The sequence below is a fragment of the Flagellimonas oceani genome (genome assembly GCF_011068285.1).
Lineage (GTDB): Bacteria > Bacteroidota > Bacteroidia > Flavobacteriales > Flavobacteriaceae > Flagellimonas > Flagellimonas oceani.
In genome coordinates this window covers 4,343,834-4,358,562 of sequence record NZ_CP049616.1, presented here as the reverse complement: position 1 = coordinate 4,358,562, position 14,729 = coordinate 4,343,834, and the positions used below count along the sequence as shown (strand labels likewise).

The 14,729-nt window shown below is 41.2% G+C and carries 17 protein-coding genes; 14 read left to right on the top strand and 3 right to left on the bottom strand.

The window, feature by feature from the left end:
• Window positions 1-153 precede the first annotated feature (153 nt).
• From GVT53_RS19775 to GVT53_RS19755, 5 genes are all read left to right on the top strand, one after another.
• On the top strand, window positions 154-2,559 hold the full coding sequence (locus GVT53_RS19775) for an aminotransferase class I/II-fold pyridoxal phosphate-dependent enzyme (RefSeq protein ID WP_166250192.1): 2,406 nt from the start codon (window positions 154-156) through the stop codon (window positions 2,557-2,559).
• Window positions 2,560-2,571: 12 nt separating this feature from the next.
• Window positions 2,572-3,411: an RteC domain-containing protein gene (locus GVT53_RS19770; RefSeq protein WP_127142150.1), complete on the top strand. Its 840-nt coding sequence runs from the start codon at window positions 2,572-2,574 to the stop codon at window positions 3,409-3,411.
• Between the two features lie 287 nt (window positions 3,412-3,698).
• Entirely contained in the window at window positions 3,699-3,977 is a 279-nt protein-coding gene (locus GVT53_RS19765) for a helix-turn-helix domain-containing protein (RefSeq protein WP_166250191.1), read from the top strand.
• A gap of 2 nt (window positions 3,978-3,979) precedes the next feature.
• Window positions 3,980-4,519 (top strand): hypothetical protein, encoded by a 540-nt coding sequence (locus tag GVT53_RS19760; RefSeq protein ID WP_166250190.1) that lies wholly within the window; start codon window positions 3,980-3,982, stop codon window positions 4,517-4,519.
• Complete coding sequence (locus GVT53_RS19755; RefSeq protein ID WP_166250189.1) at window positions 4,516-5,178, top strand: P-loop NTPase family protein; 663 nt, start codon at window positions 4,516-4,518, stop codon at window positions 5,176-5,178. Before GVT53_RS19760 ends, GVT53_RS19755 begins: the two co-directional genes overlap by 4 nt.
• A gap of 4 nt (window positions 5,179-5,182) precedes the next feature.
• Here GVT53_RS19755 and GVT53_RS19750 read toward each other — a convergent pair whose 3' ends face one another.
• Genes GVT53_RS19750 through GVT53_RS19740 form a run of 3 tightly spaced genes read right to left on the bottom strand, consistent with a single transcriptional unit; the run spans window position 5,183 to window position 6,939 of the window.
• Complete coding sequence (locus tag GVT53_RS19750; protein ID WP_166250188.1) at window positions 5,183-5,995, bottom strand: ImmA/IrrE family metallo-endopeptidase; 813 nt, start codon at window positions 5,993-5,995, stop codon at window positions 5,183-5,185.
• Entirely contained in the window at window positions 5,979-6,293 is a 315-nt protein-coding gene (locus GVT53_RS19745) for a hypothetical protein (RefSeq protein WP_166250187.1), read from the bottom strand. The genes GVT53_RS19750 and GVT53_RS19745 overlap by 17 nt, the downstream gene beginning before the upstream one ends.
• Window positions 6,294-6,303: 10 nt before the next feature.
• The gene (locus GVT53_RS19740) at window positions 6,304-6,939 is read right to left on the bottom strand and encodes an RNA polymerase sigma factor (protein ID WP_166250186.1); all 636 of its coding nucleotides are present in this window, start codon (window positions 6,937-6,939) and stop codon (window positions 6,304-6,306) included.
• Between the two features lie 149 nt (window positions 6,940-7,088).
• On the opposite strand from GVT53_RS19740, the gene GVT53_RS21175 reads away from it, so the two are divergent.
• The 9 genes from GVT53_RS21175 (at window position 7,089) to GVT53_RS19700 (ending at window position 14,729) form a co-directional block, all read left to right on the top strand.
• Entirely contained in the window at window positions 7,089-7,217 is a 129-nt protein-coding gene (locus tag GVT53_RS21175) for a hypothetical protein (protein ID WP_276617098.1), read from the top strand.
• 338 nt (window positions 7,218-7,555) lie between these two features.
• Window positions 7,556-8,536, top strand: a complete 981-nt coding sequence (locus GVT53_RS19735; RefSeq protein ID WP_166250185.1) for a CBASS oligonucleotide cyclase — start codon at window positions 7,556-7,558, stop codon at window positions 8,534-8,536.
• Between the two features lie 38 nt (window positions 8,537-8,574).
• On the top strand, window positions 8,575-9,048 hold the full coding sequence (locus GVT53_RS19730) for an HORMA-1 domain-containing protein (RefSeq protein WP_240905092.1): 474 nt from the start codon (window positions 8,575-8,577) through the stop codon (window positions 9,046-9,048).
• Entirely contained in the window at window positions 9,048-9,932 is an 885-nt protein-coding gene (locus GVT53_RS19725) for an ATP-binding protein (RefSeq protein WP_166250183.1), read from the top strand. The genes GVT53_RS19730 and GVT53_RS19725 overlap by 1 nt, the downstream gene beginning before the upstream one ends.
• Window positions 9,929-10,774, top strand: coding sequence for an SMODS-associated NUDIX domain-containing protein (locus GVT53_RS19720; RefSeq protein WP_166250182.1), 846 nt, complete (start codon window positions 9,929-9,931; stop codon window positions 10,772-10,774). The genes GVT53_RS19725 and GVT53_RS19720 overlap by 4 nt, the downstream gene beginning before the upstream one ends.
• A gap of 381 nt (window positions 10,775-11,155) precedes the next feature.
• A complete protein-coding gene (locus tag GVT53_RS19715) occupies window positions 11,156-11,443 on the top strand; it encodes a hypothetical protein (protein ID WP_166250181.1) in 288 nt (95 codons plus the stop codon).
• A 1-nt stretch (window position 11,444) separates the two neighbouring features.
• Window positions 11,445-11,723: a hypothetical protein gene (locus GVT53_RS19710; RefSeq protein ID WP_166250180.1), complete on the top strand. Its 279-nt coding sequence runs from the start codon at window positions 11,445-11,447 to the stop codon at window positions 11,721-11,723.
• Window positions 11,716-14,127 (top strand): TraG family conjugative transposon ATPase, encoded by a 2,412-nt coding sequence (locus tag GVT53_RS19705; RefSeq protein WP_166250179.1) that lies wholly within the window; start codon window positions 11,716-11,718, stop codon window positions 14,125-14,127. Before GVT53_RS19710 ends, GVT53_RS19705 begins: the two co-directional genes overlap by 8 nt.
• Window positions 14,124-14,729, top strand: coding sequence for a conjugal transfer protein (locus tag GVT53_RS19700; RefSeq protein ID WP_205791799.1), 606 nt, complete (start codon window positions 14,124-14,126; stop codon window positions 14,727-14,729). Before GVT53_RS19705 ends, GVT53_RS19700 begins: the two co-directional genes overlap by 4 nt.

Sequence of the window (14,729 nt, the reverse complement as noted above, 5' to 3'; positions counted from 1 at the left end):
TTGGATAAATTGAAACGGTCATACCTCATTCCAAGCAGGCTATAGAGTTATCTAAAAAGGAGTATCTGTTATCTCAAAAGGATTATATCATTATTCAATTATCGTTAATCTGACAATTGCCATTACTTTTTAGGACATTTTAAACCAAACGATATGGCCAAGATCAAACACCACAATTTTTTGAACACCGTTCACGAGGTGTTCACCGATGCCAAACAGGCCGGAGTATTACATCTGTATGCCGGGGGAAAATCCTTTTCTGGTAGAACCATTGAAGTTGAAGGCAGGGAACTGTATCATTTCGGGACCACGGGGTACTTGGGACTGGAGCAGGATACGAGGTTAAAAACCGCTGCCATGGATGCCATAGAAAAATATGGCACCCAATTTCCCCTGTCGAAGTCCTATATCTCCAATCCCCTTTATAAAGATTTGGAAGCGCACATCCATGAAATGTACAGGCATCCCATAGTCATTACCAAGAACAGCACTCTGGGCCACTTAGGGGTCATCCCTAGTGCCGTGGAGGATGATGATGTGATCATCTTGGACCATCAGGTACATTGGAGCGTGCAGAATGCAGCCAAGATGCTCAAGACACGTAGCGTTCCCATCGAAATGATACGTCACAATAATCTGCAAATGTTGGAGGACAAAATAAAGAAGTACCAACATTCCAAACGGCACATCTGGTATATGGCCGATGGCATCTACTCCATGTATGGGGACTACGCCCCAGTAAAGGAGTTGATGGAATTGTCCAAGAAGTATCCACAGCTCCACTTTTATTTTGACGATGTGCACGGTATGAGCTGGGTGGGAAAAAATGGAACGGGCTATGTACTCGATCAGCTCAAGGAACTACCAGAAAACGTACTTCTTTTCGGCACCTTAAGTAAAACCTTCGGGGCCAGTGGCGCGGTCTTGGCATGTTCCAACCCTGAAATGTACGATAAGATAAAGACCTTTGGTGGTCCTTTGACCTTTTCGGCCCAATTGGAACCAGCCTCTGTGGCTGCCGCCATAGCCTCTGCGCAAATCCATCTTTCCCCTGAGATCTATGAATTACAACGCGAGTTGCGGGAACGCATTGCTTATTTCAATGCATGCCTGTCTGCGACCGAACTGCCTTTGATCGACCAGAACGAGTCCCCAGTTTTTTACATTGGTACAGGGATGCCCAAAACGGGTTACAACTTTGTCAACCGATTGATGAGAGAAGGTTTTTTTGTCAATCTGGGCATATTCCCTGCGGTGCCTGTCAAGAATACTGGGGTTCGCATCACCATATCCAGACATAATGAAAAGGCCGAAATTAAAGCATTGGTAGAAGCCTTGGAATATCATTTTCCCTTGGCCCTACAGGACACGCAAACGAATCCAGAAAGGGTGTTCCATGCCTTTAAGCTGGAGCCCAAGGTCAAAAATGAACCGCAGCAGTCCAATAATCTAAACATCGAAATTTGGGATACCATCCGCCAAGTCGATAGAAACCAGTGGAACCGATTTATGGGAGGGCAAGGCGTCTATGATTGGGAGGGACTGCGATTTTTGGAAGAGGCATTCCAAGGAAACTCCAAAAAGGAACACAACTGGTTATTCCGATATGTAATCATCAAGGATTCCAAGGGCGTTCCCATACTGATGACATTTGTGACCCTCTCGCTTTGGAAAGATGACATGCTTGCCCAAGCCGAAGTTTCAGTAACTATTGAACAGGAGCGAACAACAAAGCCTTACCATTTGACCTCTATGGTGCTGTCCTTGGGTTGTTTGTTTACCGAAGGTGACCATCTCTACTGGGACACCATTCATAAACAGAGGGATGCCGCAAGGGAAACCCTATTGGAACTCCTAGAAAAAATGGAGCGTCAGCTGGAAGCAAAGATGACCGTGCTGCGGGACTTTGGGCCAAAAACAGCTTGGAACGAAACCATCTACGGGCATGGCTTCTTGCGAGTACAAATGCCCAACTCCTGTGCCGTCGATTTGAAAGGGGTTGTTTCTATCAACGAGTACGTTGAACAACTATCCTCCCGAAACCGAAGGCATTTCCGTAAGGACATCCAACCCTTCCTTGAACTGACAGAATCAAAAATACTATCCAAGGCCAATCCACATGAAGTAAAGGAATTCAAACGTTTATTTGAAGAAGTCCAAAAACGGAACCTAGGGCTCAACACCTTTTCATTTCCCGACAAGCTGTTCGACAAGATGAACGAAAATCACCTTTGGGAATTTATCGTGCTTACCCCTAAAGGAAAACCCAATCAGATACTCGGTGCAATGTTCTGCTATACCAATCAAACGGCCGTCTATATCCCTGCTTTTGTCGGCATGGACTATGACCATTTGGAAACGTATGCCACCTATCGGCAATTGCTGTATAAAACCATTGAACGGGCCATTGCACTCAAGCTCCCCAAAATCGATTTTGGGATGACAGCTTCGTTTGAAAAAAGAAAACTGGGAGCAACGGTCCATGAAAAATATGCCTATCTCCAGACCAATGACAATTTCATTTTGGAAATGATCGGGGTCATGGAAGGGCAGCACTAATGGTCGGTTATCATGAAATACCAAAAGCTGCTATCGGAATTTGAAGGTCAATTGGATACCTTGGAAAGCGGGAATGGGGATGTGCTGTTCAAGGCCGAAAAGGGCATTGCGATTGTGGAAAAGTGTATCCGAAAGCTACAAAAACAGATTACTGGAAAAACCTTTGCCACACAAGCCGATGAGATTTACTTTTTCAAACATGTCAAGCCCCAGATATTCAGCAAGCTCATCTACTACGCCAGGCTCTTTAGTATCGAGAGCAAACGTCCCCGTGGCAACAATGCCGCCCAAATCAAATACCTCCAGCACCAAATTGACAAGTTACAGGCCTTCTTCAATGACAATTTGGAATTCTATAATTATTACCGTCGCGGTGCCATGTCCTTGGATGAACAATATTTTGTCCGTGGAAACCGAGACCTACGACTCCCCTTGGAATCCTTCCATTTCTTGATTGACAACCAATTTTCCACATGTCAGGACGGGACCGTGGCCACCATTATGGCCTATGATATGCTGATTGTATACCTGAGAAAGGAAGTAGATGATTTGAACAACACTCTTGAACCCCAAAAGAACACACCCATGGAAAAACCCTCAAAATTATTCTGGACCGGCAGCAAGACCGATCTCATCGAACTGCTCTATGCCCTTCATGCCAGTGAATCCATTAATGGCGGCACGGTCGACATCAAGGAAATGGCCTCCCATTTTGAACACTTTTACAATATCGACTTGGGCAATTACTACCATACCTTTATCGAAATCAGGTCAAGAAAGACCAGTAGAACTCGATTCTTGGACAAGCTCATAGAACTGCTCCACCAGCGTATGGAATCATTGGATGAATGACCATGTATTTTTTCCCAAGTTGGTACCCAACTTGGGATTTTTGGTTTTGAGCCAATTTCAATCCCTTTTTTGTACCATATCAGACAATAGAATTGGTTGCCACCTATCAAATCCCTCTATACCTGACCAAATTTTATGTTGTAAAAATCTTTCCCAAGGTGGGACCCACCTTGGGAAGTTTTTCCAAAATCATTTTTCAGTTTTGTGATGAAAGTCAAATCAGTGGAAGGGCCATCAAATGAAATGAGAGTAATGCGGTGGTCCTTCTTTTTAAAAACTCAAAAACTATGGGAGCAACCATTATTACCACAGAAGACCTTATGGAATTCAAAGTTGAACTACTGGAGGATATCAAGGATCTATTGGAAAACCAAAACAAATCAACCAACAAAAAATGGCTCAAATCCAATGAGGTTCGGGAATTATTGGGAATTTCACCCGGCACATTACAAAACCTTCGTATTAACGGCACATTACCTTATACCAAGATCGGTGGAGTCCTCTATTACGAGTACCATGAAATCATGGGGGTATTGGAGCAGAACAAGATCCATAACCGTATCTAGCTTTGGAAGACGTCAATTACATCAAGCATCTCAATGGGGTATTTGAACAATTCTCCAAGGACAGCCGGCTGAATCCCACCCATATCAGCCTCTATGTGGCCTTGTTTCAATTTTGGAACACCAACTACTTTAAATCGGAATTCTTTATCAACAGGGATGAAGTCATGCAGATTGCCAAAATCGGATCAAAATCTACTTATCATCGATGTATCAAGGAACTTGACCATTGGAGCTATATAGTCTATACCCCGTCCCACAATCCTTTTAAGGGGAGTCGCATCAAGATGTTCGATTTTGGGACAAGTGCTGGACAAGTGGTGGACCCAAGCCATACCTATATCGGGACAAGCAATGGACAAGCAGTGGTACCTACAAACAAACCTATACAAACCTTAGAAAACCAAAAAAACAATAACAAACCACGAAATTTCAAAAAATTGGATGTTTATGCTCCAGGAAACAGAAACAAACAGAAGACCACTGTCCCATATCAGGACAACCTAAAAACCAAGAAACACAAAAATTACAACGAACCCCTGTGAAGTACCATGCTCCACATATCATCACCGAAGGAACCACCCACTATCCCATAGGTGCTCTCAAGGGTCGAGAAATCCAGTACGATTTTGAAAAAATCCTCATCTATCTCGACGCCAAGGGAAAACTTCTGTTCGGGAAAAAATTTAAAATCTACCGTGAGGATAGAGAGATTCTGTATAAGCTCTGTCTCTACTTTATTCGGGACAAGACCCGATGTGGTCAAATGGGAATTGATGTCAACAAAGGTCTTCTCCTCTCAGGGCCGGTGGGTTGCGGAAAGACAAGTCTTATGAAATTGTTGAAACACATTGTTCCACACCAGCGGCCCTATGAAGTTATTCCCTGTCGGAACATTGTATTTGGTTTTAATCACATTGGCTTTAAGATTATCGAAGATTATGGCAATTCCCAATTCTTTTGTTTTGATGATCTCGGAGTAGAACCAACTGGCAGACACTTTGGGCAAGACTGCAACGTCATGGGCGAAATCCTGCTTTCCCGACACGAACTCTTCATCAATGAAAAACGCAAGACCTATGCCACTACCAACCTCAATGCCCAAGAGCTTGAGGAACGTTACGGCACCCGAGTGAGATCTAGGATGCGGGAGCTTTTCAATTTGGTGGGGTTTGATAAAGGAAGTAGGGATAAGAGGGTGTAGAATTTTACTCCTCCCATATTAAACTTAAAGTATGTTTATCTCGTGCTAAGCAATGCTCCTTAAAAGGTAATTCCGCTTGATGGGAATATTTAATGTTGAACCAATCCATGGCAAATACGGGCTCCGTCGTAGTTATTTTTCTATTGAGTTCGAAATATTCTCCTGCAACGGTATCTTCGGGTAATTTGTCTTTGCCATACTTCAACCAGCGAAATCTAAAATCACTTGATGACCAATACCACTTTATTTTCTTGTCATAAGCATAGACAACCATAATAGGGTGATTTCCAATTGAACAAAATCTCAGGGCGGTCGCAGAAATACTGGTGCCATATTTTTTCGCCAATTCTTGGATTATTCGGTATTGGAATTTTTTTTGGAAACAGTATTTTCTAAAACTTGTTTCGGGCATAAGCAAGCAGGAGGCAAAGTAGTCAGCTTGTCTTTCGGCCCTGTTTTTGCTTTTAAAACCTGTAAAAGAACAATGGCTTGGAGACAAACCCTTTAATAAAGAGTTTCTATGGTCGTCAATAAAATAGTGCCCCAATTCGTGTCCAAATGTGAAGCGAGCTCTTTCTGAATAGGCTTGTTGAAGTCTGTCAAGGTTTATGAAAATATGAAAATCGTTGTCCTCACACTCAAGTAGCCCATCGAAGGAATCAGAGTAATTTCCGAAGCTAGAAGTGATATTGTTCTTATCAGCTATGACAATTGGGTCGATTTGGCCATGCGGGAAGTAATAATCTGCAATACTACTTGCTAGTGCATTTATGTCGATTACATCTCTTTCAGAAAGGAATTCACTTTTTTCTTGCATTCCGTTTATCCTTATCCATTTCCTCCCTATCTTTTTTGGATATTTTTTTACCATCTCTTGCAGCCATAGCTAAGTTTCTGGCAGCTTTGTTTTCCCCCGAAGACTGAATAGGTAAAATCTTTGGATTTATCGAGGTCTCATCGCCATTAATGATATCTTCTATTTTTGGCCATTTAACAGGGGATACAAATTCATTACCAAACTTTTCTTCAAATGATTTGATTTCATCGACTTCCTTTGGTATAGCATATCCGTATTTACGTAAAAGCTTTCTTATGTCTTTTTTATCGGATGACATTTTTTTCCAATTATAGTTTTTTCTTAACGAGATCTTCTATGGTTTTTTTAGTTCTGGAGATAATTTGCCTGATATTCTGCCAGGTAGTTTCAAAAGTTTCTTCCATTAGTCGGATTTTTTCAGAGGTCATCCTTCTGTCATCCTCATATAGGAAAAAATACATTCTTACGATGTCACTTTTGCGCTCTGGTAATTCAGCCAGACATGAGTCAATCAAATTATGTCTTTTAATTAATTCTTTATCCAGAGTGTCAAAATCCTCATCCAATAATGCCCACTTCCATTCACTTTCCGCATCGTCAATAATGGTTGTTTCATTTTCTCTTACAGGCTTGTTTTTTCTGAGTTCCTCCAAAAGCTTGTAGTGCGCAATTGTTGCAAGATAAGCTTTATATCCATCTTCCTGAGTACCATGTTTATTGGAATTAAATTCCCAATCGAGAGGGGAGTTCCATATTTTCAGGAAAACTTCCGTCATTACATTTAAAGCAAGTTCTTCTTTTTGCAAAATAAACCCAATATGCTTAAATGCTAGATTATAGACAAACCCTCTGAATTCCTCATACAGTTTTGTTATCGATTCATTGGCTTCCTTGGGAGATGACTCTTTATCCGCAATAATAAGCAGGTGGGTTTCTATATCCATAAATAACTTCAATGCTATATGTAAATAGTGTGACGATTATTTTTTTGTCACACTTTAATCATATGATAATGTCAAAGGAATTAATTGACTGGTTTCATTACCACGGGGGAGATTTGTAAAGTAGTAATAATCTTATTAAAATAAAAATTATGGCGAAAGATTCATCAGGCAAAAAGTTTAATAGAATACCTGAACACAAAAGGAAAGTTGGTGGAAAGACAATAACCGTAAAAGAACATTTAAGAAGCAATAGGAGGGACAGCAAAGGAAAGTCATGAGCGGAACTCCACAGCTCTGAATGGAGAAAGTTTAATTTAAAATTATAGTATGAATTCGATTGAAGTATCAAAAAGGCGATTGAGCATTTGCCATAAAGGTAATTGTGTAAATGTCAAGGGCGATCTAGCTAAAACTATTGTTTTTGGACTAGCAGTCCTTATTGTGATTAGTGGCATAGCTTCAAGGTTAGAAAATTCTAATTAGAAGTTTACTTATGGCAGCTTATTAATGGCTGCCATAAGTAAAGTGGCTAACAAGTCAATTTGTCATAACCATATCAAAAAGCGGATTGGCGCAGAAATTGAAAAGAATATGTTAAGAAAACACTCAAAGGAAGATGAAATTAGATAACAATAGCCTACGTCCTTTTATTGATAAAATTAGATTACACAAGGACAATATGCCCAAGTATCGTGACCAGATAAACAATTTAAAAAAGAAGCTGGAAGAAAAAATTGAAAATGATGAAAGCAATGGCCTGAAAGTAACAAAATATCTGTTAGCAGGTTCTTGGAAAAAGCATACAATTCTAAGACCTACTGGAGACAATCCTATTGATATAGACTTGGTCCTCTTTGTTTCAGGTGATGAAAACATTCATAACGACCTAAAGAAGCTCCATGATTTTATTGTTGAATACTTACAAGAAATATATCCTCAAAAAGACATCACCCAAGATGTTGATGCCGAAGGGAACACCAAGTCAATTAAAATTCGGTTTTCGGGTTCAGGTCTAGAAGTGGATATTGTGCCCGTAGTACCCATAGAAAATCCTGAAAATTATGTCTGGCAACCACAACGGGGAGGCGGTGGAAAGTATATTACAAGTGTAGAAAACCATTTAAGTTTTTCTGTTGATCTAAGGAAAAACAATCCATCTTACACCTCAATAGTCAGGGCTCTAAAATGGTGGAAAAACTATAAAGAGCTAAAGCCATATGATGATGAGCCTGGTATTTCATCATTCTGTATTGAATTGATAGTGGCCTATCTCGATATTACCAAGGGCATTGAAACCGATATCGAAGAGGCGATTATTAGGTTTTTTCAATTTTTGAGCGAATCAAGTTTCCCGGAAATTGAATTTGCTCATTCGATAAATACTATACCTTATTACACAACGCCCATATATATAGCTGATGATACGAACAATGAGAACAATGCGGCAAAGAAAATTGATGATTCAAAATGGAAGGAAATAGTTGAGGAAGCGGAGGATGCATTCGATTCATTGAATTTAGCTCAATCAAGAAATAACAAGGGCACCACTGTTGATGAATGGAAGCGCGTCTTTGGTCCAACTTTTAGTATAAATTAATTATGTATAGCACACAAACAAACACTAGCACCTACACGGTGACAGATATTAGAAAGACATTTGAGAACTGCATTGCAGATTTGAGAATGATAGCCAGAAGAACTGGCAAATGGGATTCCGCCTATGTAGATAGATTGAGAAATGACATATTGAAACTTGCCGAGAGCAAGTACCTAGCATGTGTGACGGTAATCCTAAAAAGAAAAAATACGGGATATCAAATTCGAGCCGCTAAGTTCACTGTAAATGAAAATGGCTCTACCTCAGAAGGGGATAGAGCAGGCAGAAACTATGAGTGGCCATCCGATGATGACACCTACCTTTCAGTAATTCTTAGCTACACATCTGCCTGGCATTCTTTATCCACACAGCAGAAGAACGAATTTAGTAGGGATTTCGAATTTACTTGGACAAGCACCACTGAGGATATTTCATTTTCACATTTAAGTTCGGACAGAGCTCAACTCTATGGCAGTAATAACTATGAACTTCAAAAAACCAATTTTAAATAATGGCTTCAATATTTGATAACACAATTGAGCTTCCAAGCAAAGAGATTCATTTGCAATCAGAGTATTTAGTTGGTTTTGAAAACAAGTTCAATCGTATTTACAATAACCTCAAACTTCTTTTGGACCAAGAAAGTCTTACTGAGTGGAGTAAAAAATATCATAAGGTTGAACTACCTATAATAAGGCAATTAAAGGAGAAGTACCCCTTGATAATATTGGCTGGGGATGCGGGAACAGGCAAAACCGTTTCTGCTACGGCAATTGCCGATAGGATGACAAGGGAACTTAAAAAAGAAGGCTTTTTCCTAAAACTAAGTACTCGGGTACGCGGGGAAGGACTTCACGGTGAAATGGGAAAACTTGTGAATGACGCCTTTGCACAATTAAAGCAGCAAGCGGGTAAAAGACGTTTTGCGTTTCTACTGATTGATGAGGCAGATGCCATCGCAACTACACGTTCTACAAATCAAATGCACCAAGAAGAAAAAGCAGCTGTCAATACTTTAATCCAAAAAATTGATGAAATTCGGGATTTAAATGGTAGGGCGATAATTTTTATGTCGACCAATAGGTTACATTTTATTGATGAAGCAATTCTTAGGAGGGCAGCAGTTGTTTTGGAGTTTGAAAGACCTTCTTTTGATGAGTGCAAAGAACTTTACTCTCAAAGCCTTGAAGGCTTGGATTTTACCAAGGAACAGCTGGAAGAACTGGCATCAATGTCGGTATCTTGGGAAGAATCTGGACTTGGTTATTCTTTTTCAGATATTCGTTTAAAGGTTTTACCTGAGGCAATAGCCAACTCTTTTCCAGACAATCCTATATCGTTTTCTATTTTGAAAAAGACCATACAATCCATAAAGCCAAGCCCAGAAATAAAATGATTAGAAAAATACTTCAGGCAATAATTGCATTAGGCCTATTGATATATGGCTATTTCTTTTTGTCAGGTTCAGATTTGCAACCCGAATTTGTTGGTGCTGGTGTTATTGGTCTGCTTACACTTTTGGCTTTGTTGGTTGAATCTATTGTAATTAACCGGAATAGGTTGGGACTTATGGTTTACTGCAAATGGCTTGCTCTCAGAAAACAAAGAATAAGATTCTCTATGGCATATCTTTATCGAATCAAGGTGGATGACAAATACCTATTGGTGAAAAATAGTAATTTTCCACACTATCAATTGGTTGGGGGAAAATATAAGATTTTGGAAGGTACCCGGTCATTTCTTCAAAAAGAGTTTAAAGCCATTGATGATCCCAAATTGCCGAATAAAGACCTGATGAAAGATGACTTCGCATTGTTCATTCCGGCAAGCAAAGCGATCAAATTCCTAGATTGGTTTAACAAGGGGGAGGATCGTGAAATTAGCCATTGGAGAGAGTTTTATGAGGAATTAATTGAGGGCAAAGCGAAACTTTTGGACAAGGAAAAATTCCCATACATAAATTACAATTTTAAGGGAAGGATACGGACTCCAATAAAAAGAACTCCTGGATGGGATTGTTACGAAATTCTACAATACGACATACTGGATATTATCCCTACACCAGAACAGAGGCAGGAGTTAAAGAAACTACAAGAGAAAGGCGATAAAAAATACCATAAATGGGCTGATGCAGAATTAATTCGATGCCTAGGTCATGATAACAGACAAATGAAACAGCTTTATGATATTGGCATTCATACAAAGTGGGCACTAAACATGAAATGGAGTAAAGAATAAACTGAACCTGTTTTTTTGTCCCTTAGTTGCTAAGAATGTTTGTTTTAGTGTTTCTAGAATAATTTTGGATTGCAAGCCAAGTATTTCAATCCTCAAATTTTTAATTGTCCTGGCCTAATACAATAGTGCGACAGCTCCATAGTTTTTTAATGTCAAAATCAAAAAACTGATGTTTTTGAGATTTAACTATAATTGTCCTTTAAAACTATTCAACACACCGCCTATAATTTCCCATAAATTTTGATGCCAATTCACATCAATAAAACATATCTAAAATCAAATAATATTTTATTCACAAATAACTGTTTATCAAATATTTGAATAAATATTCGCAGTACTTTTCAAGTATCAAAAATCGTCTAATCCCAAAGCGTTTACGATATGCGAAAATCTTTCTTCATCACCATTCTTTTCTTATTTGTTTCCAGTTCCATTTTGGCCCAGATCGGGGGCATCGAGGATTCTGTCAATGATATTTCCGATACCATACGGGCCATTTTCCCCATCATCCTAGGGGTTATCTTTTTGGTAGGTTTCCTTTTTAATGCAGGACATTTCTTTGGCGAGAACGCCGATCTTAAAAAAGGGATTACCCGGGTTTTAGTCTTTGTCCTGATTGCAGGGGCCGTTGTGGGCATCTTTACCTATCTCATCGGAATCGTAGTGTAAGATGAAAAAGTACGAAGTCTACCGAAACATCCGCAAGCAGGCCATGATTATGGGCCTGCCCATTTCGCTCTTTGCCCTTTTAATGGTGTCCGTTATTGGCTCTCTTCTAGTCATCATCTTTTCATTCAGTTTAGGTGTCATCGTTGCCCTACTGCTGTTCAATGTCCTGCTCTATGGGGCATTGGCACAGTGGGTCAAAAATCCTCAGTTACTTTCCCTTCAAAAGGTCTTCCCCAAAATTATCAGCAACAAAAAACTAAGCCCGCTTTCCTATGAATAGAATCAACCTCAATTCCCATCATCCCATTTTGGACATTCAAAACCATGTGGTCTTTGCCAACAATGGTAATGTGGTCCTATGCTATAAGGTAGCGCTTCCTGAAATCCATTCCCTTTCCGAGCAAGATTTTGAGGAACTGCATAGCATGTGGTTTCAGGCCTTCAAATCCCTGCCCACAGCTACGGTCATCCACAAACAGGATAGCTACCAAAAAGTGGGATACGATGCCCAACAATTGCCCAACAATACCTTCCTGGAAAAGGTTACACATGATTACTTTAAGGGGAGGGAATACCTAAGTCACCATAGCTATCTATTCTTTGTGCTGCCTTTGGATAAAACCTTGAACGCGGCCAAATATGTCAACCCCTTCCGGAAAGCCGAAAAGGGGTTCCATCGAAAACTGGACGTGCAAGTTGCGGAGTTCATCACGGCGGTCAATGATACCGTTTCCTTTATCAACAATGGCCAACACGTTTTCTTGAGCCCAATGGCGTCTGATGACATCATCACCTATACGAACAACTACTACAATGGCTTCAACCAAGATTTCGATACTGATGTGCTACTGGACAACAAACACATCGAAATCGGTGACCATTTCTTCGATGTTATCGCCGTGACTAATGAAAGGTGTTTTGGCGGATCGGTCCAAAGCAGCAAGACCCATGAAAAATTCACCTCTGATGATTTCACCTTCCATCAAGGCTTTATCGATGGTTTGGGATTGGAGCTGAACGAGAACCATATCGTGAACCACATCCTTTATCTGGACGACAAACACAAATGGCGCAAACTTCTGGATAAGAAAGTGGAGGAATTGAGCAAGAGTTCCAATTTCGGTTCACAGAACAAAGTTGTGCTTAAAAAAGTCCAACATATTCTGGACCAAATCAACACTGATGATGCGTCGCGCATCATACGGGGCCATCTCAATATCATCTTTTGGCATTCGGAGGCCGAGCACCTGAAACGTATCGCATCCCAGATCAAGGCTGGTTTCAAGGAGTCGGACATCGTCCCATATCACCCCAATGGGGAGGAACGCAAGCATTATTTCCTGAACTCCCATCCCTGTCATGCCACCAACTTCTCCAATGAAGATCTATATGTGACCGATCTCAAACATGCCCTGTGTCTCTACATCAACAACACCAACTATACCTCCGACGCCACAGGCATCATCTTCAATGACCGTCAATACAACATCCCGGTATTGAAGGACGTCTGGGATGAAGGAAAGCATCGCATCAAGGCCCGGAACTTTGCCATATTTGCCCCGACAGGGGAAGGCAAATCCTTTTTGGCCAACAACATTTTACGACAGTATTTTGAACAAGGGGTTCGGCTGGTCCTTATCGATCTCGGTGGGTCTTACGCCAAGTTTGCCAAGCTGTACCCTGACCAATATGTCATCCTGCGCTATGAACAAGGCAAAAATCTGGGCATCAACCCATTTTATATGGCAGCGGATTCCGATTTGACCCCAGAGCGTTTGGAAGACCTCGCTGTTTTTCTCTTGGAACTGCTCGCTCAACACCATGCTTCCAAATCCCAAGAAGTGGCCATCAAAAAAGTACTGCTGTTGTATTATAAAACCATCCGGCAAGACTACTCTCTGGCTTCCCTCTACCAGTTCGTTGATGATCGAAAAGATACGCTCATCCAAGATCTACAGATCAAGGAAGCCCACTTTAGCACCTACGATTTCCTGCACATCCTCTCGGAATATGTGGAAGACGGGCCCTACAGTTTTCTGTTCAATACGGGTGCCGACCAAACCTACACCATCGAGGACAAACGCTTGATCATCTTTGAACTGGACGAGGTCAGGGACAACAAGGAAATCCTCTCAGTGATGTTGAAATTGATCAAGTCGGCCATCCAACGGACCATCTGGCGGAACCGTTCCGAACGGGGCATCATCCTGTTCGATGAGTTTGCCAAACAACTCAAGTTCCCCAATGTCCTGGAAAGTGTGGAATTCTACTATCAGGCCATCCGAAAACAGAACGGGGCCATCGGCATCATCCTACAATCCATCAACCAATTGCCCCAGAACTCCACCTCGACCAGCATACTGGAGAACACCCAGGTCATCTATAGCCTACGGAATGAAAAGGGCTATGATGCGCTTCAAAAGCGGCTCAATCTCTCCAGCCATGATTTGAACCAACTCAAATCCATCCGGAACAATCTGAGCGGGGAACGGAAGTACACCGAGATCTTTATCAAAATCGGGAAGGAAAGCAACGTTTTCCGTTTGGAAGTCCCACCCGAAGTGTACGCTGCCTATCTCACCGACGGCACGGAAAGCAACGAGATTATGGACCGCTATGAGGAGACCCATGATATGGAAAAAGCCATCAAGGCATTCATTCACTTTAAAAAAGCAACCCTATGAAGACAACAAAGCTACAAGCCCTTAGGAAAAAAGGCCAGACCTTGTTAATAGCCCTAACCACCACCCTATTACTGCCAACAGGCGCTGCCTGCCAAGGCATGCCGGTGTATGACAATACCAACTTTATCAGTATGGCCAAGTCGTTGGTGGAGTCGGCCAAACAGACCTCAGAGCTATTGAAGACAGTACAGTTTCTAAAAGAGCAAAAGGAGAACATCGTCAAGGTCAACAACGCCATCAAACAACTAAAAGCCTTGCAAGAGCTGACCAGGAACAATGAGCGGTTATTCCGTACCGTACAGCAAGATTTACGGGATATCCTAAACTCTCCCTATATCAAGGCAGGGGAAGTGGAACAGGTATCCCGCTCTTTTGAACAAATCATGGATACCGCCATTGACGACCTGGATTTTGTCAACCAGATCCTGTCCAATGACTTTTTAAAGATGTCCGATGCCGAGCGCACCGCCATTTTGATGGAAAAGAAGGTGCAGTCCCAAGAAATGGTGGCCGAGCTAGAGGTCAAGACCAGACGCTACCGGGAAATCATTTCCTTTCGGCGGATGCAGGATATCATCAATAATAGAGAAGAAAAGTATTGA

Bases quoted from the DNA above. Each gene is read 5' to 3' on its own strand.
- GVT53_RS21175 (WP_276617098.1), top strand. From the start codon at position 7,089: ATGGCGAAAGATTCATCAGGCAAAAAGTTTAATAGAATACCTGAACAC.
- GVT53_RS19725 (WP_166250183.1), top strand. From the start codon at position 9,048: ATGGCTTCAATATTTGATAACACAATTGAGCTTCCAAGCAAAGAGATT.
- GVT53_RS19720 (WP_166250182.1), top strand. From the start codon at position 9,929: ATGATTAGAAAAATACTTCAGGCAATAATTGCATTAGGCCTATTGATA.
- GVT53_RS19750 (WP_166250188.1), bottom strand. From the start codon at position 5,995: ATGCAAGAAAAAAGTGAATTCCTTTCTGAAAGAGATGTAATCGACATA.
- GVT53_RS19715 (WP_166250181.1), top strand. From the start codon at position 11,156: ATGCGAAAATCTTTCTTCATCACCATTCTTTTCTTATTTGTTTCCAGT.
- GVT53_RS19735 (WP_166250185.1), top strand. From the start codon at position 7,556: ATGAAATTAGATAACAATAGCCTACGTCCTTTTATTGATAAAATTAGA.
- GVT53_RS19775 (WP_166250192.1), top strand. From the start codon at position 154: ATGGCCAAGATCAAACACCACAATTTTTTGAACACCGTTCACGAGGTG.
- GVT53_RS19740 (WP_166250186.1), bottom strand. From the start codon at position 6,939: ATGGATATAGAAACCCACCTGCTTATTATTGCGGATAAAGAGTCATCT.
- GVT53_RS19700 (WP_205791799.1), top strand. From the start codon at position 14,124: ATGAAGACAACAAAGCTACAAGCCCTTAGGAAAAAAGGCCAGACCTTG.
- GVT53_RS19710 (WP_166250180.1), top strand. From the start codon at position 11,445: ATGAAAAAGTACGAAGTCTACCGAAACATCCGCAAGCAGGCCATGATT.
- GVT53_RS19765 (WP_166250191.1), top strand. From the start codon at position 3,699: ATGGGAGCAACCATTATTACCACAGAAGACCTTATGGAATTCAAAGTT.
- GVT53_RS19705 (WP_166250179.1), top strand. From the start codon at position 11,716: ATGAATAGAATCAACCTCAATTCCCATCATCCCATTTTGGACATTCAA.
- GVT53_RS19770 (WP_127142150.1), top strand. From the start codon at position 2,572: ATGAAATACCAAAAGCTGCTATCGGAATTTGAAGGTCAATTGGATACC.
- GVT53_RS19745 (WP_166250187.1), bottom strand. From the start codon at position 6,293: ATGTCATCCGATAAAAAAGACATAAGAAAGCTTTTACGTAAATACGGA.